18 protein-coding genes are annotated in these 24124 nt (G+C 41.6%); 9 read left to right on the top strand and 9 right to left on the bottom strand.

Annotated elements, in window-relative coordinates; all coding sequences use genetic code 11:
• The first annotated feature begins 111 nt into the window (after positions 1–111).
• The gene (locus TY87_RS06210; protein ID WP_100186414.1) at positions 112–1254 is read left to right on the top strand and encodes a DNA alkylation repair protein; all 1143 of its coding nucleotides are present in this window, start codon (positions 112–114) and stop codon (positions 1252–1254) included.
• Here the strand turns inward: TY87_RS06210 and TY87_RS06215 are convergent.
• The gene (locus TY87_RS06215; RefSeq protein WP_100186415.1) at positions 1251–2609 is read right to left on the bottom strand and encodes a GGDEF domain-containing protein; all 1359 of its coding nucleotides are present in this window, start codon (positions 2607–2609) and stop codon (positions 1251–1253) included. The two genes, TY87_RS06210 and TY87_RS06215, sit on opposite strands and share 4 nt — an antisense overlap.
• 41 nt (positions 2610–2650) lie before the next feature.
• Positions 2651–4009: a GGDEF domain-containing protein gene (locus tag TY87_RS06220; RefSeq protein WP_100186416.1), complete on the bottom strand. Its 1359-nt coding sequence runs from the start codon at positions 4007–4009 to the stop codon at positions 2651–2653.
• Positions 4010–4310: 301 nt separating this feature from the next.
• Between TY87_RS06220 and TY87_RS06225 the strand changes: the two genes are divergently transcribed.
• Together TY87_RS06225 and TY87_RS06230 are read left to right on the top strand one after the other, a co-directional pair.
• The gene (locus tag TY87_RS06225) at positions 4311–5831 is read left to right on the top strand and encodes a bifunctional metallophosphatase/5'-nucleotidase (protein WP_100186417.1); all 1521 of its coding nucleotides are present in this window, start codon (positions 4311–4313) and stop codon (positions 5829–5831) included.
• Between the two features lie 2 nt (positions 5832–5833).
• On the top strand, positions 5834–7504 hold the full coding sequence (locus TY87_RS06230) for a GGDEF domain-containing protein (RefSeq protein ID WP_100186418.1): 1671 nt from the start codon (positions 5834–5836) through the stop codon (positions 7502–7504).
• 61 nt (positions 7505–7565) lie between these two features.
• On the opposite strand, the gene TY87_RS06235 is transcribed toward TY87_RS06230, so the two are convergent.
• A complete protein-coding gene (locus tag TY87_RS06235; RefSeq protein ID WP_100186419.1) occupies positions 7566–8762 on the bottom strand; it encodes a sugar transporter in 1197 nt (398 codons plus the stop codon).
• A gap of 283 nt (positions 8763–9045) precedes the next feature.
• Here TY87_RS06235 and TY87_RS06240 point away from each other — a divergent pair, with 283 nt between their 5' ends.
• From TY87_RS06240 to TY87_RS06250, 3 genes are all read left to right on the top strand, one after another.
• The gene (locus tag TY87_RS06240; RefSeq protein WP_100186420.1) at positions 9046–10659 is read left to right on the top strand and encodes a methyl-accepting chemotaxis protein; all 1614 of its coding nucleotides are present in this window, start codon (positions 9046–9048) and stop codon (positions 10657–10659) included.
• A 202-nt stretch (positions 10660–10861) separates the two neighbouring features.
• Positions 10862–12085 carry a GGDEF domain-containing protein gene (locus TY87_RS06245; protein WP_100186421.1) on the top strand — a complete coding sequence of 408 codons (1224 nt, stop codon included), beginning with the start codon at positions 10862–10864 and terminating at the stop codon, positions 12083–12085.
• Between the two features lie 116 nt (positions 12086–12201).
• Positions 12202–13248, top strand: coding sequence for a Fe(3+) ABC transporter substrate-binding protein (locus TY87_RS06250; protein WP_100186422.1), 1047 nt, complete (start codon positions 12202–12204; stop codon positions 13246–13248).
• A 42-nt stretch (positions 13249–13290) separates the two neighbouring features.
• On the opposite strand, the gene ilvY is transcribed toward TY87_RS06250, so the two are convergent.
• Positions 13291–14184, bottom strand: coding sequence for an HTH-type transcriptional activator IlvY (gene ilvY, locus TY87_RS06255; protein ID WP_100186423.1), 894 nt, complete (start codon positions 14182–14184; stop codon positions 13291–13293).
• Positions 14185–14410: 226 nt separating this feature from the next.
• Here ilvY and ilvC point away from each other — a divergent pair, with 226 nt between their 5' ends.
• Entirely contained in the window at positions 14411–15883 is a 1473-nt protein-coding gene (ilvC, locus tag TY87_RS06260; RefSeq protein WP_100186424.1) for a ketol-acid reductoisomerase, read from the top strand.
• 129 nt (positions 15884–16012) lie between these two features.
• Positions 16013–17452 carry a molybdate ABC transporter ATP-binding protein ModF gene (gene modF, locus TY87_RS06265; protein ID WP_100186425.1) on the top strand — a complete coding sequence of 480 codons (1440 nt, stop codon included), beginning with the start codon at positions 16013–16015 and terminating at the stop codon, positions 17450–17452.
• A 113-nt stretch (positions 17453–17565) separates the two neighbouring features.
• Here modF and TY87_RS06270 read toward each other — a convergent pair whose 3' ends face one another.
• The 5 genes from TY87_RS06270 to TY87_RS06290 are packed head-to-tail and all read right to left on the bottom strand — an operon-like array spanning position 17566 to position 20477.
• On the bottom strand, positions 17566–18111 hold the full coding sequence (locus TY87_RS06270) for a hypothetical protein (protein WP_100186426.1): 546 nt from the start codon (positions 18109–18111) through the stop codon (positions 17566–17568).
• A gap of 48 nt (positions 18112–18159) precedes the next feature.
• Complete coding sequence (locus tag TY87_RS06275; protein ID WP_442919208.1) at positions 18160–18471, bottom strand: type II toxin-antitoxin system RelE family toxin; 312 nt, start codon at positions 18469–18471, stop codon at positions 18160–18162.
• A complete protein-coding gene (locus TY87_RS06280; RefSeq protein WP_012071514.1) occupies positions 18434–18682 on the bottom strand; it encodes a type II toxin-antitoxin system Phd/YefM family antitoxin in 249 nt (82 codons plus the stop codon). Before TY87_RS06280 ends, TY87_RS06275 begins: the two co-directional genes overlap by 38 nt.
• 52 nt (positions 18683–18734) lie before the next feature.
• A complete protein-coding gene (locus tag TY87_RS06285) occupies positions 18735–19253 on the bottom strand; it encodes a hypothetical protein (protein ID WP_100186427.1) in 519 nt (172 codons plus the stop codon).
• Positions 19254–19292: 39 nt separating this feature from the next.
• Positions 19293–20477, bottom strand: coding sequence for an AAA family ATPase (locus tag TY87_RS06290; RefSeq protein ID WP_100186428.1), 1185 nt, complete (start codon positions 20475–20477; stop codon positions 19293–19295).
• A 281-nt stretch (positions 20478–20758) separates the two neighbouring features.
• Here TY87_RS06290 and ileS point away from each other — a divergent pair, with 281 nt between their 5' ends.
• Positions 20759–23929, top strand: a complete 3171-nt coding sequence (ileS, locus tag TY87_RS06295) for an isoleucine--tRNA ligase (protein WP_100186429.1) — start codon at positions 20759–20761, stop codon at positions 23927–23929.
• The last annotated feature ends 195 nt before the right edge of the window (positions 23930–24124 follow it).

Raw genomic sequence — 24124 nt, forward strand, 5'->3', positions numbered from 1 at the left:
TGATTCATTGAAACAATATTCAATTAAACTAAGCTATTTTTCTGCTGACAAGAACTGACATTAAGCGATGATAAGGTTACGCTGTTGCCCATTACTCAGGAAGATCAACGCATGACAGAACCTTTTAAAAACCTCTTCAATCACAATGTTATTAACGAGATAGCGAAACATTTTCAGCGCCATTGGAAAGACTTCGATAAACAAGGTTTTGTTGACGCGGCATGCGATCAACTTGAAGAGTTAGAACTAAAGGCCCGCTCACAACAAATCACCGCAGCCATGAGTCGTTATTTGCCGGATGATTTCGAACACGCAGGGCAAATTTTACTCGCAGCCTTGGCACCAGAATCAAAAGAAACGGCACCAGAAGCAAAAGAAAAACCAGCAACTGAGAGTGACGGTATTTCTGGCTGGGCGATTATGCCAATGGGCGATTACGTGGGCATGCATGGCCTTGCGCATCATGATCTATCCATGATTTTGTTAAATGCCATGACGCGTCGTTTTACCTCCGAATTTAGCATTCGTTTTTTCTTACTGGCCTCTCCAGAAGAAACGCTTAATACCCTCAAAAACTGGCTCAAAGATGACAACAAGCATGTACGACGTTTAATTTCAGAAGGTACTCGACCACGCTTGCCTTGGGCCATGCAGTTACCGAGTTTTATTCAGAATCCAACACCCGTAATTGAATTACTTGAAGCGCTTAAAGACGATCCAGAAGAATACGTACGTCGCTCAGTTGCGAATAATCTCAACGACATTGCCAAGGATCACCCTGACCTTGTAGCAGATATCGCCAAAAAATGGATGCAAGGCGCGGATATAAACCGTCAGAAGCTGATTCGCCATGCTTGTAGAACCTTATTAAAACAAGGTAACCAGAAGGCACTAGAAGTATTCGGTTATGGCAAACCAAAGTTAGGCAGTATTAAGTTGGAAATCCATGAAGAGCAGGTGAAATTGAACGGCAATTTGGAATTTTCACTGTTAGTCGAATCAACCAACGAGGGAGATCAAAGCTTAATGATCGATTATGTCATTCATCACCAAAAGAAGAATGGTAAAACAACACCCAAGGTATTTAAGTGGAAGAAAGCCACTTTACTGGCTGGAAAAAGTCTATCCATGAGTAAGAAACACCCTTTCAAAGCCATCACCACCCGAGTGTATTATGACGGCCTGCATGAGGTAGAGATTCTTGTTAATGGTCAATCCATTGCCAAAAATAGTTTCTTTTTATCAATAGACTAACCAACAACTACTCGATTACGTCCTGCGCCTTTAGCCTCATACAGTAAAATATCGGCGCGTTTTACAATCCGAGTCTGATCATCAAAATCTTGGTAATCGGTCACTCCCAAGCTAATGGTGAATGGAGGCATACCATTTTCATTCAGAAGGTCAATCTTCTTGCGTAGCTGCTCTGCCAATACACCAGCATCTTTGAGGTTAGTATCTCTTAGTAATATGGCAAATTCTTCACCACCAATTCTAAACAATACATCGGTTTCACGCAGGCGTTTTCGCAACGTGTTAACCAGTAATTTGAGCACATTATCTCCGACATCATGACCAAAGCCATCGTTGATTTTTTTAAAATGATCGACATCTAACAAGATTAAACTAAAATGATGGCCACGGTTCGCCAGCGCAAGTTCATCTTTAATTTGCTCGTCCCATTTGTGGCGATTAAACGTACCAGTCAACTTATCTCGTGTTGCTAGCTCAATCAACTGAGTTTCGACTTTATGTCGATTACTCATTTCTTTCGAAAACTGCCCTACTAATGCCCTTAAGTCTGTTTCTAATTCGTCAAGTTCATCTAAGCCTTTGTAGCTTAGCGAGGTATTGTCATGTTCGATAACAATTGAACGATGCAATGACTCTATCTGCCCACGCAGTGACCAAATTCGTTTACGAAAAGTAATGATGATATATAAGGTTAGATAAGTACCAATACCAAAAGCAGATACACCCAAAATAGCATTCATAATCACAAAATGACGTTCTTGACTTTCAACCGTTGCCGAAACATTCATGGTTAATTGGTCAATTTTTCTGAGCATCTCATCAGCCTGGGCATCTAAATCTTTATCCTGCTGTTCTAATATTTGCCAAGATGTTGAAAACCCTTGTTTGTCCTGCTCTAGAAAATCATCTACAAGACGATCAAAGCTCATTCGATGTTGGTGCAGAAGGTTAATTTGTTCAATTAAAGCCTTATGATCAAGTAATTTAATTCTTACGCTACCGAAACCAAGCCCAGTGTGTAGTATTTCCGTAGACTTATCCAACTGAGCGGCAAGCTGTTCGCTAAATTCATCAAAACCTTTTACGCTTTTCGCTTGCATGGATTTATTAGCAAAAAAAGCATCACCTTGTTGGCGAATACTCTCCATCAATAAATGCTGCTTAAGCTGCAACATTTCGATGTCTGCCATTACTTCAGAGAGCGGTACATCAATTTCTGCTACCTCATGCATTTCTTTATAAATACGCTGAGATTGGTAAGCAGAATAAAAAATCACGACAAATAAAAATGACAAAAGAATAAACGACAAACTGCTAATTTTTCGCGTCATAGATATATTTAACCAATTAAACATATAAAGCTTCTTGATAAATGTTGCATAAATAAAGCTAAAAGTTAGCCGATCATAACTCGATTTCGTCCAGCACCTTTGGCCTCATAGAGTAAGATATCGGCGCGTTTTACGATACGACTCTGATCATCAAAATCTTGATAATCAGTCACGCCTAAACTGATGGTAAATGCTGGCATGCCATCTTCATTCAAAGTTTCAATCTTCTTGCGTAACTGTTCAGCCAATACTCCAGCATCTTCACAATTTGTATCTCTTAGTAATACAGCAAATTCCTCACCGCCGATTCTGAACAACATGTCTGTTTCACGTAGACGTTTTCGCAAGGTATTAACCAGTAATTTGAGTACATTATCACCAACGTCATGCCCATGGGCATCGTTGATTTTCTTAAAATGATCAACATCTAGCAAAATCAAACTAAAATGATGACCGCGATTGGCAAGCGCCAGTTCATCTTTGATTTGTTCGTCCCATTTGTGACGATTAAATGCACCAGTTAGCTTGTCTCGTGTGGCTAACTCAATCAGCTGAGTTTCAACTTCGTCACGATTATCTTTTTCCAACGAGAAACGTGCCATCAGAATCTTTAAATCTTTTTCCAATTGATCCAATTCATCAGAACCTTTATTGCGAGTAGCATCGCTACTCTCATCAGGAGAAATAGAACGATGCAAAGACTCTATCTGACCACGCAACGAACCCACCTTCTGACGAAAAGACAAAATCGTATAAAGGGTTAAATAGCCGCCAATAGCAAAGGCAGAAAAACCGAGTATGGCATTCACAACCATAAAATCACGTTCTTGTTTTTCTACTGTCGCGGCGACCTTCATCGTGAGTTGGTCAATATTCACAAGCAACTCATCGGCTTGAGAATCTAATAAATTATCTTGTTTTTCTAGCTCATCCCACGATACCGAATAATGCTCTTCGCCTTTGTTCAAAAACCGAGAGAACAAGCTTTCGAAACCTACTCTATGGCTATGTAACACACTAATCTGCTGAATCAAGGATTGATGTTCTTCTACTTTGATACGAATGCTGCCGAATATCATGCCTGTATGAAGTATGCTAATACTCTTATCAAGCTGTGCAGATAGCAGCTGACTAAACTCATCAAAGCCTTTGACACTTTTGGTCTGTGATACTTCATCAGCAAAAAAAGCATCGCCTTGTAGACGAATTCCCTCCATCAATAAATGTTGTTTAAGCTGCAAAATTTCTATATCAGCAATGACTTCGGAAAGTGGAATATCAATCTCCGCGACCTCTTGCATTTCTTTGTAGATTTTTTGTGTCTGATACGTTGAATAAAGAATCACCACAAAGAGAAACGATAAGAGAACAAAAGACAGGCTGCTTATTTTTCGTGTCATAGAGACATTTAACCAATTAAACATAGAGGGTTCTTGATAAGTGTTGTACAACTAAAGCTAGGATATAAAGCATAAAAATCAATCCAAACAATGAACTTAAATATTAACATAGTTAGATGCTGTAAAAGTTAGGATATAAAACCTAAGTTTTTGAAAGGGCTTAACTACTTTAGTGTTTAAAAGTGATCATAAAACACTTTTTTGATGACGACATGCACGATCTGTTATGTGAAAATCAGGAAATAGCACAACTAAACAGGTTAACTTTAAGCAAGGTCGATCTATAAAATATTTATCAATAATGAAACAACAATAAGACCAATGGATGAACACATTCAAAATGCGCTATCTGACTATTGTAAAACTACTTACTCTTCTGACTTTTTTTGCTCAAAACAGTGCTTTTGCAGAGAAACAAGCGACCATTATTTTTGATGCTGAAATGTCGACAATTAACGATGCAAAAAATGGCAGCTATGCTCAGTTAGCAACTCTTATTGATGATTATAGAGAAAAAAGTACCAGTACGTTTTTCATTTTCGGTGGCGAAAGCTTAGGACCAAGCATGCTATCCTCTATGGACAGGGGCGCCCATATTATTGATGTACTTAATAGCCTCGAACCTAATGCTATGGGAGTTTCAAAACGGGAATTTAGCTATCAAGAAGATGAGCTGATATTACGTACCTATGAAGCCGCTTTTCCAATCGTATCAAGCAACTTATATGACCCTATCTCCAAGCAATCACCAGAAGGCATTGAAGCCTATACTTTGCTAAAACAAGGTGAGGTGAAACTAGGGTTCATTTCCATACTAGACCCAATCGTTACCGAAAAGTACCCAACAAAAAGACTAGTAATTACACCGCCACTACAAGCAGTCTTGGAAATAGCTAAATTACTTAGGAAGCAAAATGTAGATTTAATTGTTTTACATTACTCCACTTTTTATCCTGTTATTAACCAACTATTGGAACAAGGCATCATTGATCTTGCTCTTTTTGAGGATCAAAACTTCCACTCTAATACTTATTTAAATTCCCCACGACATCCAAATAATCTTGTGCTGGCAAAAAAGAGTGACGCTGCGGTTATTCAACTTACCTGGCAACCAGATCACCCTCACGATAGTTTGGTCATCGAAGAGATCAGTGTTGATCTAACTTCTCTTCCTGCCAAACCTAAAGTATTGCAGTTGGAAGAAGAATACGATAATAGACTCAACTCATTATTAAACGAAGTAATAGGTAAAACCGACACACAAATTAATTTACAACGAAAAGTACTGCGTACTTCTGAAAACGGCTTTGCCAATTTGGTTACAGATACATTAAAAGATTTTACCGATGCTCAAATTGCTCTTATAAATAGCGGTACATTACGAAGTGAAAAAATACTCCAAGCAGGGTCGCCTCTTACAGTAAGAGACATTCGTGCCATGCTACCCTATCGCAATACCCTCCAGTTAATAGAAGCAACCGGGCAACAAATAATGGACGCACTAGAGCATGGCCTCAGCAAATTAGAATCACAAAGTGGCCAGTTTTTACAAGTCGCTGGAATTAAAGTAACTTATGACTCGTCACGCCCCATAGGCAAACGCCTGATTTCTGTTACATTAAACAAACAACCGCTACAACCAAAACAAATCTATAAAGTTGTCTCGCTCGACTATCTAATAAATGGTGGCGATGGATTTACTATGTTTAAAAACAGCAAAGCACTGACTTATAAGCAAACCAACAGCTTAACCCTATCAGACATCATGAGCGTTGAAATTCACCAGAAGAAAGTCATTGCGCCTAAGATTGATGGTCGATTAAAAAATCTAGCGGTAGAAAATTAAACATGAACAACAAACCGCTATTTCCCCCTATTTCAAAGACAAGTAACAATCGGCGATTAAGCTTAGTAAAACAACTGGGTATATTACTAGTTATCGGTTTATTGCTTTTTGTTAGCGTTGGGTATGTATTGCAAACTAGATTAGAGCAAACTCAATCCATACTTAATGACTTAACTCTCAATACTATTCCAGCGATGAATAATGCCACTAGAAGCGCATTAAAATCAGGTGAATTGCTGTCTGCACTAGAGTCCTTAACCTCCGCAACAACACCGGCAGAAAGAAGAATTGCCGAATTAGAGGTAACAGAAAAGCTCAAAGCACTAGAAAAAGAAACCAGCAAAATAACCGATAACCAAACTGTCATTATGTTGCTCAAAACCACTCAGGAAGAAACCGAGCACCTCAACGTCTTAATTGATCAGAAACTAGACCTAGCCTATAAAATAAAAGTTAACTTGAAAAAAATATGGGATCTGAAAATTGAAGCAGATCAAATAAACCCACCCACTAATATCTTGCCATTGGAGCAAACGTATTTTATGCAATGGCAGATTGCTTTATTACAAACACTCTCATTTGCCTATAAAATAGAAAACACTGAACGATTAAGCGATTTACAAGAAATACATCGTTTACTCGAACTCAACTTACAAAACATGGATGTGGTTTCGACAAACCTTGCAGCCCCATTAAAAAAACAAGTTGAACAGATCAATACTGATCTTAGATGCATCCTTTCAGATCCTGAAAATCTTGCAGAACAACAGGCAAATTATCTTCGAATTATCGGTAGAACTCGCGGGCGCGAGCATTTCATCCATAATATGATCAGCGACTACAGCAACATAACAAACCAACAGTCCCTTGTTGAATATAATAATTTAAACGGCAAAATAGCCTCACTGACACAAGGGATGACGACACAGAAAATATGGTTCATTTGTGGTTTTATTTTATTATCCACAATGATCATTGCGACATTAGGACTTTATAGTTATGCGGTTAAGCGCTTACGAACCTTAACTCAAAAAATTAACCTAATGACCAAAGGCTCACATAACCTTCCTTCAAATAGGGATGAGATTGATGAGTTATTTCAGGCTTTTGATGAGTTCTCAAACACGATTAATACGCAAACACGCCGCTTGGAGAGCCTGTCTCTCACAGACAGCTTGACCAATATAGCTAACAGACGGGCGTTTGATCAGCGCTTGTTAGTTGAACTGTCATCAGACAAGAGTAGCAGGTACGACCTATCCATCCTGCTAATAGATGTCGACTATTTTAAACAATATAATGACACATATGGACATATTAGCGGTGATGAAGCATTACAGAAAATTGCCTCGTCACTAGAAAGTATAATTAACAAAGAAACCGATTTGCTCGCTCGCTATGGCGGAGAAGAATTTGTTGTCATCCTTCCAAATAAAAGCGCAAAACAAGCGGAAGAAATTGCCCAGCAAATGAAACAGGTAATTGAGTTAATAAACATAGAGCATAAAACAAGCAAGATTGCAGATGTCATCACGGTAAGTATAGGTATTGTAACTAGAGTAAAAAATGGAAAAACTGACACCGACACGTTAATGAAAAATGCTGATATTGCACTTTACCATTCAAAAGCCCAAGGTCGGAATCAAGCAACGCATATTGATGATATTAACTGAATTTAAACTAAGTACAGATACACTTTCGTATCTGTACTTAACAACGCCCATAGATAAAATTCTATACTGCGGTAGGCTTACCAATACGTTTTAGTAGCGTCACAATAACCGCTAGAGCACAAACACCTAGAATAGCACCAGTGAAACCGACACTCCCCAAGCCAACAAATTGAATGACCTGATTACCAATCAAAGCACCCGCACCGATACCCAAATTTATAATGCCAGAATACAAAGACATAATAATATCAGCGGCAGTATCGTCTACTTTCAGCACTCGTATCTGCATGCTCAAGCCAATAATCATCAGCGACGCACCCCACAACAAAACGCTGGTAATCAGCAAAGAGCCACTTGGTGCGACAAAGTACAAAGCACTCATACACAATGATGCGATGACGACACTAGAAACTAACATCAAAGTATTCGCTCTTTCACCAAAGTAACTAAACAGCACACTTCCAACAATCCCCGCCATACCAAACAGCAATAATACCAACGTGGTGAATTGACCACTGGCTGAACCGATCTCTTTTAAGAAGGGCTCTATGTAGCTGTAAGCTGTGTAATGGGCAGAAAAAATCACGAAGATAAATAAATACATGCCTAGCAATACTTTATTACGAAGCACTTCTGGTACCTTACTAAGAGAACCCGAAAACAAACTAGGTAAATTAGGTAGCAAACGGTACATGGCTAACATGATAATTAATGCGATGACTGCAATAACCGCAAAAGTGGCTCGCCATCCTAAAAGCTGACCAATGATACGACCCGCTGGCACACCAAGCACCATCGCCAGACCTGTTCCCGTTGCCAGTACACTCAGCGCAAAGGTATGTTTTCCTTGCGGAGCAACACGAATTGCAATGGAAGCGGTAATCGACCAAAACACCGCATGAGCAAAAGCGATCCCAATACGACTCACCAACAAAGTCGTAAAATTCCACGCCACTACCGTCAAAATATGGCTGGCAATAAACAAGGCAAACAGACCTAGCAATAACGTCTTACGCTCTAGCTTACGCGTCAACAACATCATTGGCAGCGACATAAGTGCCACAATCCACGCATATACAGTCAGCATCCAACCAACCTGTGCAGGCGGAATCGAAAAGCTTTGCGCAATATCCGACAACAACCCCACAGGAACAAATTCTGTGGTGTTAAAAATAAAAGCACTGAAGCCCAGCACAAAAACGCGCAAGTATTGAACACGGCGAGAAGCCGTATCCTCAGTAGAAGGAATTGATATCATGATGACCTGCAGGAATGAGAGCGACAAGAAAGACCGCTATTGTCCACTTTTTTAAGCATAACGGAATAGTGAAATATGGATGTTTATTGATAGTTATCTTAATGCTAGCTCTGATCAATTTAGAAAGTCTAAACATCCCCTTCTCCCTTACCAAATAATTTTTCTTTAAGAAGAATTACTTTGATTTTTTATGGAAAATGCCATACAAACTACGCACCAAAATAACGCAAAAAAACAGCACCAAGATCACGCGAGATAATCTATCAACGTTGAAGGAACCGACATGAACAATTTATCCGTAAAAGCGAAATTCATCACCCTCATTTTATCTATCATCATTATATTTTTGGTGGCATTAAGTTTAATAAAAGCAAAAAGTACAGAATTAGCAACTCGCTTTGACCGATTCTATGAAGAAAACCACAATGTTTCGCTCAATTTAGAGCGAGTGAAAGAAGCACAGGTTAATATCGTCCTCAATGTCCGAGGGTTACAGATTGCTTATCTACTATCACTCGACCAGCAAATCCCAGGTTATTTAGAAGCTATCTCAAAAAGCTACAACACAACACCGTCTCTTATTAATGAGCTTAACAAAGGCCTTTCTGATAAATCCGACGAATCTAGAAAGCTACAAACACTGCTTAATAATTTTCAAAGTAAAACAAAAGCTTTCGTCAGCGCGATGGAAAATTCGGCCGATAACAAAGCGCCCTTCCCCGTATTTTCTGCTTTCATCGGCTCATACAATGACCTGATGACATACTTCGCGCTTCTAACAGACAAGACAAACACCGAAGTCATTGAAGCAAAAAAACAAACGGAAAGTCTTGTTGCAGAAATTGAAATCGGCTTTTGGATTTCTATCTTAATCGCACTGATTATTTCCATCACGCTTAGCTATTTGATATCCAACAACATAGTACGTGGTATTTTGGCAGTTCGTAACGCCGCACAAAATATGGCACAAGGCCACCTTAATAAGCCAGTTCAAGTGTCAGGAAGCGATGAAATTGCTGAACTTGGTAATGCCATTAATACCTCTGCGAAAAATCTACGCTCTGTCATTGCTGGTGTTCTTAGTTCGGTAAACAAAGTAAATGAAAATAGCCAAGAAGTATTAAAGGTAAACCAAGAGGTAAGCGAATATTCTGTTCACATTATGGACAACACCACTCAAGTGGTTGTGGCACTAGATCAGATGTCCGCTAATAACCGCACCATTGCTGACAACACTCAACAATCAGCCGACGCCGCCAATAACATTCGCACTGTGGCACAAAACAGTTTAACCACAGCAAACGGTACCTTAGACGCAATAAATCAGTTGGTTGGCTCCTTAAAAGAAACAGGAACTGTTGTTACTCAACTACGCCAAGAAACAACCAATATAGAAACCATCTTAGATGTTATTCGTAGTATCGCAGAGCAAACCAATTTACTTGCCCTGAACGCTGCGATAGAAGCAGCTCGTGCAGGCGAACAAGGCCGAGGATTCGCCGTTGTTGCAGACGAAGTTCGAACTCTAGCGCAACGTTCACAAGATAGCGTAAATGAGATTGAAACACTTTTGGCTCAACTTAGTACTGCCAGTGGCCAAGCGGTCAACCGTATGGAAGTCAGCTTAAAATTAGTGGAATCATCAAAAGACCAAGTCGAAAAAACCAACGAGCTTACTGGTAATATTCTAGCTGGCATTGAGCGAGTTTCAGAGCAAGCTCAACACATTGCTCAATCTATAGAAGAGCAAACGCAAGTATCTGAAGACATCACCAAGAAAATGCACTCTGTGCAAAGCTTAACAAAACAAAGTGCGGAAATGGCCAAACGTTCAGGTCTTAACATGGCTCAAAGCAGTGTCGACGTGCAACAGCAATTAAGTTTCTTCAAGCTTTAATACTAACCATCTTAATCCTCCATGCGCCTATCCATTTATTAAATGGATAGGCGCTTTTCATGGCTGTAACTTCTATCTTTCTTTGTTACGACAACACCACAAGATCCGCACATAGGTTCTTAAAACTCCTACATTTTTTTACAGAATTTCACCCTCACCTATGAGACGATGTTGATTAATAAACAAACTGCTATGAGAACCAATGACATCTGCGATTTTATATTATTCACCTCAACTAGCATCATGGAAGACGCAACTAGACACACTATTATTGACTTGTGGACAAGCCGTCGAATGGCAAGCTGTACAAAGTATTGATCAGTCACCTGTTCTATCTGTCGCATTACTTGCAGAAAAAGATATAAAAGCATCTGATTGGCCTCTTTTAGCATCCAGAAAGACCATAGTTATCGTCGACGAATGGAGCTTAGAACGAAGCGTTACATGGATACAAAGAGGAGCAGCAAACTGTTTTGCACGTGATGACGAACATCTCGCTGCGTGGATAATATCTGAACTCTCAAGTTTTACTTTAAACCCTTCCAATCAAACTGAAAATGACGTGTTACAAGTCATCATAGATGCGATTCCCGTACCTATTTTTTTCAAAGACCATTTGCATATTTATCGAGGCTGCAACACGGCATTTTGTCAATCCCTTGGTTTTTCTCGTGAAAAAGTCATTGGTCATTCTGTATATGATGTAGCGCCAAAACACCTCGCAGACACTTATTATAAAGCTGATTGCCAATTATTAGCCAAAGGCGGCACGCAGTGTTATGAGGCGGAAGTACGATTTTCCGACGGTTCCCTCCATGAAATGGAGTTCAATAAAGCCGTTTTCACTAAATCAAATGGTCAAGCCTTAGGACAGGTTGGCGTCATGCTAGACGTTACCGAACGCAACCAATTAATCCGACAGCTAGATAAAGCTACTCGCACAGACCCCTTAACAGGCACGTCAAATCGTAGAGAATTTAATCTCATTATTCATGATGAATTCAACAAACGAAAACACTCGGAACAAACGCTCAGTTTAATGACATTGGATGTGGATTTTTTCAAGAAAATCAACGACAAATTTGGTCATGGCGGAGGCGATCAAGCATTACAATTAATCGCTAATTGGTTACAAAGCCAGTTACGCACCACAGATACTTTATTTCGCGTTGGTGGCGAGGAATTTTATATTTTAATGCGAGATACAGATATACAAAACGCACTAAAAACCGCAGAGAGATTATGTAAAGGCATGGCAACTCATACTTTCTTAATCAATCAACAATCAGTGCACATCACACTGTCTGCAGGTGTTATTGAATTGGCCCCAACTACAGACCTAGAAAGCGCTCTCGATATGGTAGACAAGGCATTGTACGAAGCAAAATCAGACGGTAGAAATTGTGTTTGTCCGGTATTTCAGTAATACATAGAAAATTTATTAAAAACACGACTTTAAACAGGAACGATTTCCATTCCCGTCTGTCTATAGCGGAGTAATCATTGGCAGTCCCAACTTCATACTATAGATAGGAACCCGTAATGAAACGTCCAACAACAAAAACATCATTAATAACCTTAGCTGGCGCAACCTCGATACTCGCTTTTAGCAGTACATCCGTTCAGGCAAGTGGCGAGGTTAATATTTACTCTGCTCGCAGCGAAGCACTTATCGCACCTTTGTTAGATATCTATTCAAAAGAAAACAATGTCAAAGTAAACCTAATTACCGGTAGCGCGGATGCTCTATTGAGCCGCCTACAATCAGAAGGTGACGCTAGCCCAGCCGATGTATTCATTACTGTTGATGCAGGACGTTTATACCGAGCAAAAGAAGCAGATGTGCTTCAGCCGTTTGAAACTGACAATCTAAACAAAGTTGTGCCTGAGCACCTAAAAGATCGCGAAGGTTACTGGTACGGCCTTTCTCAACGTGCTCGCGTTATCCTTTATAATCCAGAGACTGTATCCGCTGCTGATCTATCAACTTACGAAGATCTAGCTGACCCTAAATGGAAAGGCAAAATTTGCATTCGCTCTTCTAACAACATATACAACCAATCTTTGGTTGCTTCGATGATAGATGCAAACGGTGAAAAGCAAACTCTTGAGTGGATTAAAGGTTTAGTAGCCAACTTTGCTCGTCCACCAGCAGGCGGCGACACTGATCAGCTAAAAGCCGCAGCTGCGGGGGTTTGTGACATTGCCATAGCGAATACCTATTACTTTGGCCGTTTAGGGTTAAGCGACAAGGCAGACGAACGCGCTGTTTTTAACAAGCTTAAAATGTTCTGGCCTAACCAAGCTGACAACGAACGTGGCGCTCATGTGAATGTCAGCGGTATTGGCATCACCGCATCCGCGAAAAACAAAGAAAACGCTCAACAGCTCATTGACTTCTTAACCAATAAGCAAAGCCAAGAATGGTACGCCAACGTGAACAACGAATACGCAGTGATCGAAGGCGTGGCGCCACCTAAAAGCTTAGCAACGTTTGGTGAGTTCAAAGCCGATAAAGTGTCTTTGAGTGTATTAGGTGAAAACAACCGTCAAGCGGTTAAATTAATGGACCAAGGTGGTTGGAAGTAAATTAAGCTTTCCACCTCACACAGCAAAAAAAGAGAAGAGGCGCTACGGCGTCTCTTCTTCCATCAAATTCCAAAACGCTTCTACCAGCGGGTTCTTCAAGCTTTTCTTCAGAGCAAACAAACCAATATCGTATGGCTCCAATTCAGGTTGTACATCTAGCACCTTAATTCGATCCACCAATGGGCTGTTATCCAAGACGATTTTTGGCACCACGCCGATACCAAAACCTAGGCTCACCATACTCACGATCGCCTCATTACCGGTGACTTGTGCATAAATCCGTGGCGCGATGTCTTGCTGGCGAAACCATTCATCAATACGTGTTCGAGACACGCCACTTTCTGAAAGAATCATTGGAATATTCGCCCACTCTTCCGGCGTGGTTGGCGTATTTGTTGGCACATTCGGCACTTGCTGCTCAAGGGGAGCAATAAACAACAAAGGCGAGATAGCGATAGGTTTAAAGGCTAATCCACGAGGCAGGTTAGTTGGACGTGCAGCAAGACTAATGTCTTCTTTACCATCGAGAACATGGGCTATAGCGTGTTCTGGATCACCCGTGCGCAGTTTGATTTCAATAGCAGGATAGGCAATACGAAAACGCCGCAGCAACTCATACAAAAAACTATAGCTCGCTGTAACCGAACCATAGAGACTAATTTCACCGCTAAGTTGGTCGGAATTATCCATTAGTTCATGGCGTATCAAGTGCCATTGTCGGCTGGTATCACGAGCGTATTTGAGGAATTTCTGCCCTTCTTGAGTCAATACCACAGTACGATTATCACGGTTGAACAGCGACACACCTAGCTCATCCTCTAAGTGCCGAATGTTACGCGACATGGCAGAAATACTGATATGACATTCGTCACTGGCGCGTCCGAAGTTCAATATTTCCGCCAAGGCGAGGAACTGTTTAAGCGTCTTAATATTCATCATGAAACCTTCGCACGATTAGTGTCCGTTCATCATAAAACATGTTTGCAAAAAATGGGACACTATATTGCGAATATATCAATTTACGAAAAGGTTCCACTGCGTTAGATTAGTTCTACTCGCAGGACGTCATAAAAAGCATGGCTTGACGACTGTGTAATCCATTTTTAATATCAGCGTGTTTTTATCGTTGATACATTAATCAAATCTATAGGATGTGTATAACATGGCTAACTACTTCAATACTTTGCCGCTACGCGAGCAACTAGCTCAATTAGCAAAATGTCGCTTCATGGACAGCTCTGAATTTGCAGATGGCGTAGAAGCGCTTAAAGGCAAAAAAATGGTTGTTATCGGTTGTGGTGCACAAGGTCTTAACCAAGGCTTGAACCTACGTGATTCTGGTCTAGACGTTTCTTACGCTTTGCGTCCTGAAGCGATTGCACAAAAACGTCAGTCTTGGAAAAACGCGACTGAAAACGGTTTTGTTGTTGGCACTTACGAAGATTTGATCCCAACTGCCGATGTAGTTTTGAACCTAACACCAGATAAGCAACATACTCCAGTTGTTACTGCTGTTATGCCTCTTATGAAGAAAGACGCTTGCCTATCTTACTCTCACGGTTTCAACATCGTAGAAGAAGGCATGAAAATCCGCGAAGACTTAACAGTAATCATGGTTGCTCCTAAGTGCCCAGGTTCTGAAGTTCGCGCTGAATACGTTCGTGGTTTCGGTGTTCCAACACTGATCGCAGTTCACGAAGACAACGATCCTAAAGGTGAAGGTCTTGCGCTAGCAAAAGCGTACGCGGTAGGTACCGGCGGTCACAAAGCAGGCGTTTTGATGTCTTCTTTCATCGCTGAAGTTAAATCTGACCTTATGGGTGAGCAAACTATCCTTTGTGGTATGTTGCAAACTGGCTCTATCCTTTGCTTCGACAAAATGGTTGAAGAAGGCATCGACGCTGGCTACGCATCTCGCTTGATCCAATTCGGTTGGGAAACTATCACTGAAGCATTGAAATACGGCGGCGTGACCAACATGCTAGATCGTCTTTCTAACCCAGCTAAGATCAAAGCATTCGATCTTTCTGAAGAACTAAAAGTGATCATGCGTCCTTTGTACAACAAGCACCAAGACGACATCATCAGTGGTCACTTCTCTCAAACTATGATGGAAGACTGGGCGAACGATGATAAAAATCTTCTTCAATGGCGTGCAGACACGGCTGAAACTAACTTCGAAAAAACACCTGCTGGCGATGTAGAAATTTCTGAGCAAGAATTCTTCGACAACGGTATCTTGATGGTTGCTATGGTTAAAGCTGGCGTTGAGCTTGCTTTCGAAACTATGACAGCAGCTGGTATCATTGCTGAATCGGCTTACTACGAGTCTCTACACGAAACTCCACTAATCGCGAACACTATAGCTCGTAAGAAATTGTACGAAATGAACGCGACAATCTCTGATACAGCAGAATACGGTTGTTACCTATACAACCACGCTTGTGTTCCACTATTGGCTGACTTCATGAAAGACATCAAAACCGACGTTATCGGTAAAGGTCTTTCTGTAGAAGACAACGGCGTAGATAACGCTCGTTTGATCGAAGTAAACAAAGCACTTCGTTCACATCCAGTAGAAGCAGTTGGCGCGGTGTTACGCGGCCACATGGCGGATATGAAAAAAATCGTTTAATACGACGATTAGATTAATGCGCGCTCGCTTATAAGATCGTGCTTTAAACTCAAAAAGCCGAGATTGTTTACATAAATGATCTCGGCTTTTTTGTCTCTTCTTGTTCTAAACAAAACATCAGGAAATACCATGGACAGCATCCGCTTAGACACTATCCAGTTAAAGAAAGTGACAGTGAACTTTGATGATCGCTTTACACTAAGCGAGATTAACTGGACCATTGAACCCAACCAACATTGGGTGATTACAGGCAGTAATGGTGCCGGTAAATCCGCTTTGGCAGCAGTCTTAGCCGGAGTGGGCGATATTGAAAACGGCACAGTAACTGGTCTTCCAAAAAATGTGGGATTGGTGTCTTTTGAAGCCCAAGCCGAACTGATTGCCAAAGAACTGAAAAAAGACGACGCCGACATCATGGACGTGATTTCACTCGGCACACCTGTACACGAAATAATTTTCGATAACTGCCAAGACCCGGAGCTTGCCAACTCTCTAGTAGAAAAATTTGGTTTAAGCAAACTACTCGACCGCGCCTTTCGTAAACTTTCCACAGGCGAAACCCGCAAAGTCATGCTAATTCGCGCTTTATCCAGCAAACCCGACTTACTAATTTTAGACGAGCCATTCGATGGTTTAGACGTCGACACCCTTGCCATGCTGCAAGCGCATCTCGCTTCTATCATAGAAACAACGCCGATGATCATGGTGCTAAATCGCTTTGATGAAATGCCTGAGTTTATTACTCATGTGGCTTATGTTGATAAGGGACGAGTGGAACTGACAGTAGATAAAAAAGACGAAAATGCTTTCAACGAGCTTTACCAATTACTGCATTTGAAAACCACCGACCTAAGCGTGCCAGAAGCCGACCCTGCGAACAAACTGCCAGCACCCAACCCAAGTCAGCCGCTAGTTAAACTCAACCAAGCGACCATCCAATACGGTGATACAATCATTGTCGATAAACTGGATTGGACCATTGAGCGCGGCCAACATTGGCAGCTTAGCGGCCCCAACGGTAGCGGCAAAACCTGTGTATTGTCCTTAATCACAGGCGATCATCCACAATGCTACACCAACGATATTTTTGTCTTCGGATTCCAGCGCGGTAACGGCGAAAGCATTTGGCAGATCAAACAATTTATCGGCTACGTTTCGACATCTTTGCAATGGGAATATCGTGTCAGCACTAGCTGCAAAAACGTGATTATTTCCGGCTTCTACGACAGCATTGGCATGTACAGCAAACCAACCGATAACCAGAAGAAAATCGCCAACCAATGGCTTGCACTGCTCGGCATGAAAGACCGCGCCGACCAGCCATTTAACAAACTCTCCTACGGCGACCAACGTTTACTGCTCATCGCCCGCGCCATGGTGAAACATCCGCCACTCTTGATCCTAGACGAACCCTGCCTTGGCCTAGACGACATGAACCGCCAGCTGGTTTTAGCTCTTATCGAGAAAATCTGTGAAGGCAAAGAAACCACCGTGCTCTACGTCAACCACCACGCGGAAGACCAGATCAAAGGAATAGAGAACTACTTGGGGTTGAAGAAAAGCAGCTAGGATTTACGTCGCTCAGAAACACAAAAGCCAACTCAATGAATTGGCTTTAAATCTTGATTCGCTAAATGAAGATACTATCTCGATTAGATATACTTTAAAACATACCTTACCTTTTACCACCCTAGTAAATTATTTATTAAATCAGAAAAAGCCCATAAAAAAGTACCAAACCCTAACATTTTAAACTCCCAACCTCGTAGTTTTTTAGACCATATATCAAACATTTCTTTAAGCCATGCTTTTATAAAAGCATCTTCGCCATATTTACTAAACCCATCTACGCTATTCATTTTATCTAAAAAATCAAGAGCATCTTTTTCATTAAATCCTGGCTTAATTTTTTCAAGCCTATCTTTTTTCTTATGAATAAATGATGAGGCCCATATTTCAAATAACTTTTCTTTACCAAGAAATTTAACAACTTCCTCAAAACTCATATTACGCAAATCCATATAGAAATCTCTATAAGCCATTGAAATTGCAAGCAATGTAATAACAGCTCCAGCTCTTCCTAAATGAGTAAAATCACCACATAGGATTGATGCTATCAGCCCAGTTAGAAATGTTAAAACAGCACAAATAATATAGATAATAAATTGAAGGAAAAAATTGAAAGCAAATGAATTCTCATCAAACGCCCATTTGTTTTCATTTTTCATTAGTCAATCCTTTTTTAAAGATATAATTTAACAATTGTAGCCTAAAAATCAAACTCGTTTCATCGCCTTATTATATACCTCATTACGCTCCCGTTTTCCTACTGCAAGAACAGTGACAATAATTACATCATCCTGCACTTCGTAGACAAGGCGATAACCTGATTGACGTAATTTTATCTTGTAGAGGTTGTCAGCGCCTGAAAGCTTTGAAGCAAGAACATGTGGATGGTCTAAACGCTCGATCAGCTTCTTTTTGAATTGCTGCTGTAGCGTGGCTCCAAGTTTTTGCCATTCCTTCAGAGCGCTCTTTTTGAATTCGAGTTTATAAGTCAGCGATGCTGACTGGGATACTTTCTTCATTGGCGCGTTCCTTCGCGAGTGCTATCAGTTCCATATCTTCCAATTTATCCATTAAGGCTTCATACGCTTCGGCAGGGACACAGTAAAACGCAGGTTCATTGCGATTTAATACAGCAACCGCTTTACCGTGTGCGCTGGCGGCAACTTTCATTGGGTTGGCTTTAAATTCCGTAATGCTGGCAGCCACGTCGGAAAGGATTCTAGAAGTCATTTTAAAGCACCTTTAATCGACCTAATAAAAGGTCATTTTAATTTGCGACTGTTCATTTATCAAGCAACACTTTTTTAACAGATCCTACAGATTGATTCATCGTGGTCGCTAAGATGTCTTCTGGAAAAAGGGTTTGGTAGGCATTCATGTCGGTATGTTTACCATCAAGTCGTGGATGCAGACGCTTTTTAAGATCTTGACTGATTTCATGGTCGTTCACCCGCTCTCCAAGTACATCTAATAATGCACCTTCTAAGCATTGTGGTGACCAAAGTATTATCTTGTAGCCATTCTGATGTGCTTTTTTCATTTCAGCATTAGTGGGAGGAAGATCCGAGTCTAGAACAAGATATCGCTTGTCGTAATCAACAGCTTTAAAACTACGAATGGCATTTTGAATAATATTTCCTGCTGAACCGCCATCACCCGCTTCCACTTTGGCAGTTCGACCACAAGATCTCGGACAAAAGAATCGCTTCATGTGGTCTATAAAAGCTTTATCATCAGCACCTTCACCTACAACCAGAAGCGATGTGCTGACTTTTTTTCTAATCTGTTTACGTTTGGCCATTATGTCATTCCTTTGCTAGCCATCTTTTAATTGCAGAGTTTACAGTTCTGGCACTGCGCCAAGTGCTCCAGCCATATATTTGGCATAGAGATTATCATCAGCTCGTACGCCAACCACCTCATCTAAACGCCATGCATCTGAGATTTGTTGCTGTTTTTCACAAAGATAAATCTGGTGTTTTTGCAAGCGGTTAAGGACTTCTGGTGTGTGACACGTGAAGATAAGTTGAGCTTGATGGGGATTAGTATGTTCAAAGCGAAACCATTCTATGATTTTAGGAATCAAGTATGGATGTAGGTCATTATCGATTTCATCAATCACAGCACAACCGCCCTTTTCAAGCACGGTCAACAGGCGCTCTAACATTACAAAAGCCGATTGCGTACCACTCGATTCTTCCAAAAACGGTAAGGAAAACGCTTTTCCATCAGCAGATTGATGTATGCCAATAGGCATATAAAGTTGTTCAGATGAGCCATCCTTGTCCGTCGCTTTAAACGCTTTAATCTCCACGTTAGACAGCCCTAAATCAAACATTCCCATTACTTCGATCATGCGAGCTTTTAGCGTTGGAGACTTTTCATACGATTCTGCGGCATGAAACAAGGCTTCAGACCGGAAATGTCTACGCCCCATATAAGCCACATTGCTTGCAACACTTTTAAAAAAATCAATAAATGGGCGAGCTTCTAAAATATCGTAACTATAGGCCGCAGACAAAAGAGAGGCATTATCACGCAGTGTTTCCGCCTTGTTTGCAGGGAAAGGAAAGCCCTTTTCTTTAAAAGAAAACGTCTCACCCTTTTTTTCTCGCTTAAATAGGTAACTGAACTGACTGCTTGTTTTTACATACAAACCTTCGAATTGAATACGTTCATTATTAAGTTCAAGTCGATACCGATAAGTCTGATTATCTAATAAGAAATCGACTTCAACCATGGTGTCTTCCTCAAGGTGAAGACGGTGAGGTTGAAAAGGAACATCACTATCAGGATCACCTTTTAAAAAGGACGAACTAGCAAACCAGCTTAAAAAGACCAGTGGTTTTATAAATTGCGTCTTACCGGATCCATTTGCCCCAACTACAGCAAGCACTTTGTTTAAACGAATGTCAGGCAAGTTGACATCAAACCCAGATGGGATTGGCTTTTTCCCCACAGCAAAGTTAATCGATGCTTCTTGGGCAAAGCTATAAAAATTGCTAAACCGCATTGAAATAATCATAAAAAACCATTTCCAACAAATTTACGTTGATTTTAAGACTATATAAAAAATGCTGCGAAATAGATACCTATCATTAAGAGAATCATAAATACCTCAACCACACTTGACTGTCATTCTGATCAAAGGTAAAAATAGAGCTATGAAAAACGTATCCCTTACTCAGCAACGAATTATTATCATCATTCCTAGGAGTGGTGGGTTCGTTGTTGAGTAAATAAAGCAAACCCGCCCAAGAGGCGGGTTTCTTTTTTCTGCTTCTTGGGTTTTAACAGGAAGCCGATATGAGTACTCAAGACTCCCCTTCGCATTTAGCCCCTGAGGCTGACAATTCCTCTACATCCGAGCGTTTTTCGTTCGTGGATGCTGAACATGCTGTGCTGACATTTTGGCAGGACAAACAGATTTTTAAGCGCTCTCTTGCCGCGTCGAAACATAAGCCTGACTATGTGTTTTACGATGGGCCACCGTTTGCAACGGGGTTGCCCCATCATGGTCATCTGGTGGCATCAACCATCAAAGACATCATCCCGCGTTACTTTACGATGAAAGGATTCCATGTAGAGCGGCGCTTTGGTTGGGATTGTCATGGTTTGCCCATCGAGCATGAAATCGATAAATCCCTTGGTATGTCCGCCAAAGAGGCGGTTGAATCGCTGGGTATCGCTCGTTACAACGCGGAATGCCGTGGCATTGTTCAGCGTTATGCCAGCGAGTGGGAAAAGACCATCACGCGCCTTGGCCGCTGGGTAGATTTTGACAACGATTATCGCACCATGGAGCCTTGGTACATGGAGTCCGTTTGGTGGGTCTTTAAACAATTGTGGGACAAAGGGCTCGTCTACCAAGGGGACAAGGTTATCGCCTATTCCACTGAGCTGGAAACCGTATTATCTAACTTTGAAGCCAGTTCTAACTACAAGGAAGTTCAAGACCCTGCGGTCACTGTGTTGTTTAAACTCGTAGAGGAAGACGCCTATTTTGCCGCTTGGACGACGACTCCTTGGACATTGCCTTCAAACCTTGCTCTGTGTGTTGGCCCAGACATTCCTTATGTGAAAGTACATGATGCCACTATCAACCAAACCCTTTGGCTCGCCGAGGCGCAACTGGAATCTATGTGCAAAGGCCGTGATGTAGAGGTGCTTGATAAAGTTTTGGGAGCAGACTTGAGTGGTAAACACTACGAGCCGCTTTTCCCCTATTTTAGCCACTTGAATGAGTCCGGTGCTTTCCAAATATTTGCCGATGATTTTGTCTCGACTGGCAGTGGTACAGGCATTGTCCACATGGCACCCGCTTTTGGCGAAGACGATAACCGCGTCTGCAAAGCCAATGGTCTACATGCCTCAGTTTGCCCTTTAGACAGTCGTGGCCGCTTCACCCATGAAGTGACTGACTTCGAGAGCTTGTATGTGAAAGATGCAGATAAAGCCATCATACAAACATTAAAAGCGCGTGATCTTTTGTACCGTCAGGAAACCATCACCCATAGTTATCCTTTTTGCCCTCGCTCCGATACGCCCATCATCTACCGTTCTGTGCCCTCTTGGTACATCAAGGTAGAGCAAATGCGTGCAGAGCTACAAGCCAACAACGAACAGATCAATTGGGTACCAGAGCATATCCAACAAGGCCGAATGGGAAAATGGTTAGAAGGTGCAATCGATTGGTCGGTATCGCGTAACCGCTATTGGGGTACTCCGCTACCAATCTGGGTAAACGATACAACAGGAAAGCATTTGTGTCTTGGCTCTATAGAAGAGTTAAAAAACTACACTGGCGTAACCGTCGACGATTTGCATCGTGATCATGTTGATGAACTGACTTTCTCCCTTCCAGAGGAACCAGGCACCTATCGACGCATTGCGGAAGTATTCGACTGCTGGTTTGAGTCCGGTGCCATGCCTTATGCACAAGTACATTATCCGTTTGAAAATAAAGAGCAATTTGAACGTAACTTCCCAGCTGCGTTTATCGCAGAAGGGGTGGATCAAACACGAGGCTGGTTTTATACCTTACAAGTTCTCAGCCAATGTTTGTTCGGGCGACCAGCGTTTAAAAACGTTATCGTCAATGGCATCGTGATGGCGGAAGATGGCAAGAAAATGTCCAAGCGCCTCAAAAACTACACGCCCCCTGATACTCTGATGGAGCATTACGGAGCGGATGCTTTGCGTCTATATTTGATCAACTCAGGCTTGGTAAAGGCGGAAGAGCAACGTTTTTCTGATGCTGGCGTACAAGATATGGTGCGTCAGGTCTTGTTGCCTTGGCTCAATGGTTTTCGCTTCTTCTCGACTTACGCCGAGATCGACCAATGGCAGCACAAAGGAGATAACCAAGGTTCTGACAATATCTTGGATCAATGGATTTTGTCACGTTTGCAAACGCTGACAACCAAGATCAATCAAGAGATGCAAGCCTATCATCTGTACAATGTGGTACCTGCGCTGTTCGAGTTTATCGAGGATCTCACCAACGGCTATATTCGCCTTAACCGAGCTCGTTTCTGGCAGAAGGAGCTGAATGACGATAAGCAACAAGCCTTTCAGACTTTGTACCTTTGCTTGGATACCTTCAATACATTGATGGCGCCTTTTACCCCCTTCCTTGCGGAGCATTTATACCAAGAGCTGTTGCCTTTTTCCGCTAACGATAGGCCAGAGTCTGTGCATTTGTGCGACTACCCCACGGCAAATGCGGCGTTAAAACACGAAGACTTAGAAGCCAGTGTTGCTCGTGTTCAGCATATCTTGGTAATGGGTCGTCAACTGCGTAACGATTTGAGAATTAAACTAAAAACCCCGCTCAAATCGCTGACCGTATTGCATAAAGAGGCTCAGGTACTAAACGACATCGCTCGTTTGACGGATTACATTCAAACCGAGCTGAACATCAAAGACGTACTCTTTAGCCAACAGGAAAATGACTACATCGACTTCTACGCTAAAGCGAATTTCCCAGTTTTAGGCAAACGCCTTGGCAAGCAAATGAAATACTATGCAGCACGTATTGCGCAACTCAATGAGCAAGAGCTGGAGCATCTAGAAACTCACGGGCAAATCGAGGTGGATGGGCAAGTATTTAACCAAGAAGAGATTAACGTCTATCGTCAAGCCAAAGCGGGTACGCACACCACGTCCAACCGTTTTGTGTCGATCAGCATCGACCCAGAACTGACAGAGGAATTGGTGGCGGAAGGCGCCATGCGAGAAATTGTTAGCCACATTCAGAAAATGCGCAAACAACAGGGCTACAAGGTATTGGATCGCATCGACATTAGTATCGAAGCGAGTGACGTACTGACTCATTGGTGCCAGCATCACCTTGATTACATCAAGACAGAAACCTTGGCTAATACTTTGAGTTTTACCAAGGTATCTGAATCAGGCGCACTCTTGAGCACCGATTTAGGCGAGGCAAAAGTCGTAGTTAAGCTAAGTAATAAATAATATAAATCAGCCATCATCGGTCTATTGGCACCCTTTCTTGCCAGTAGATCGATGAAGCTGACTCTTTATTAACTGGTCAGTCGATTCACGCAACCTCATTCGCAAACTATTTCCTACCAAACCAAATGGATAGAAAGTCATATATTTTAGCGATAATATACGCAAGTTATTAACAATGAAACCTATAGGGAACAC

Source organism: Marinomonas sp. BSi20584 (assembly GCF_002792415.1).
Lineage (GTDB): Bacteria > Pseudomonadota > Gammaproteobacteria > Pseudomonadales > Marinomonadaceae > Marinomonas > Marinomonas polaris.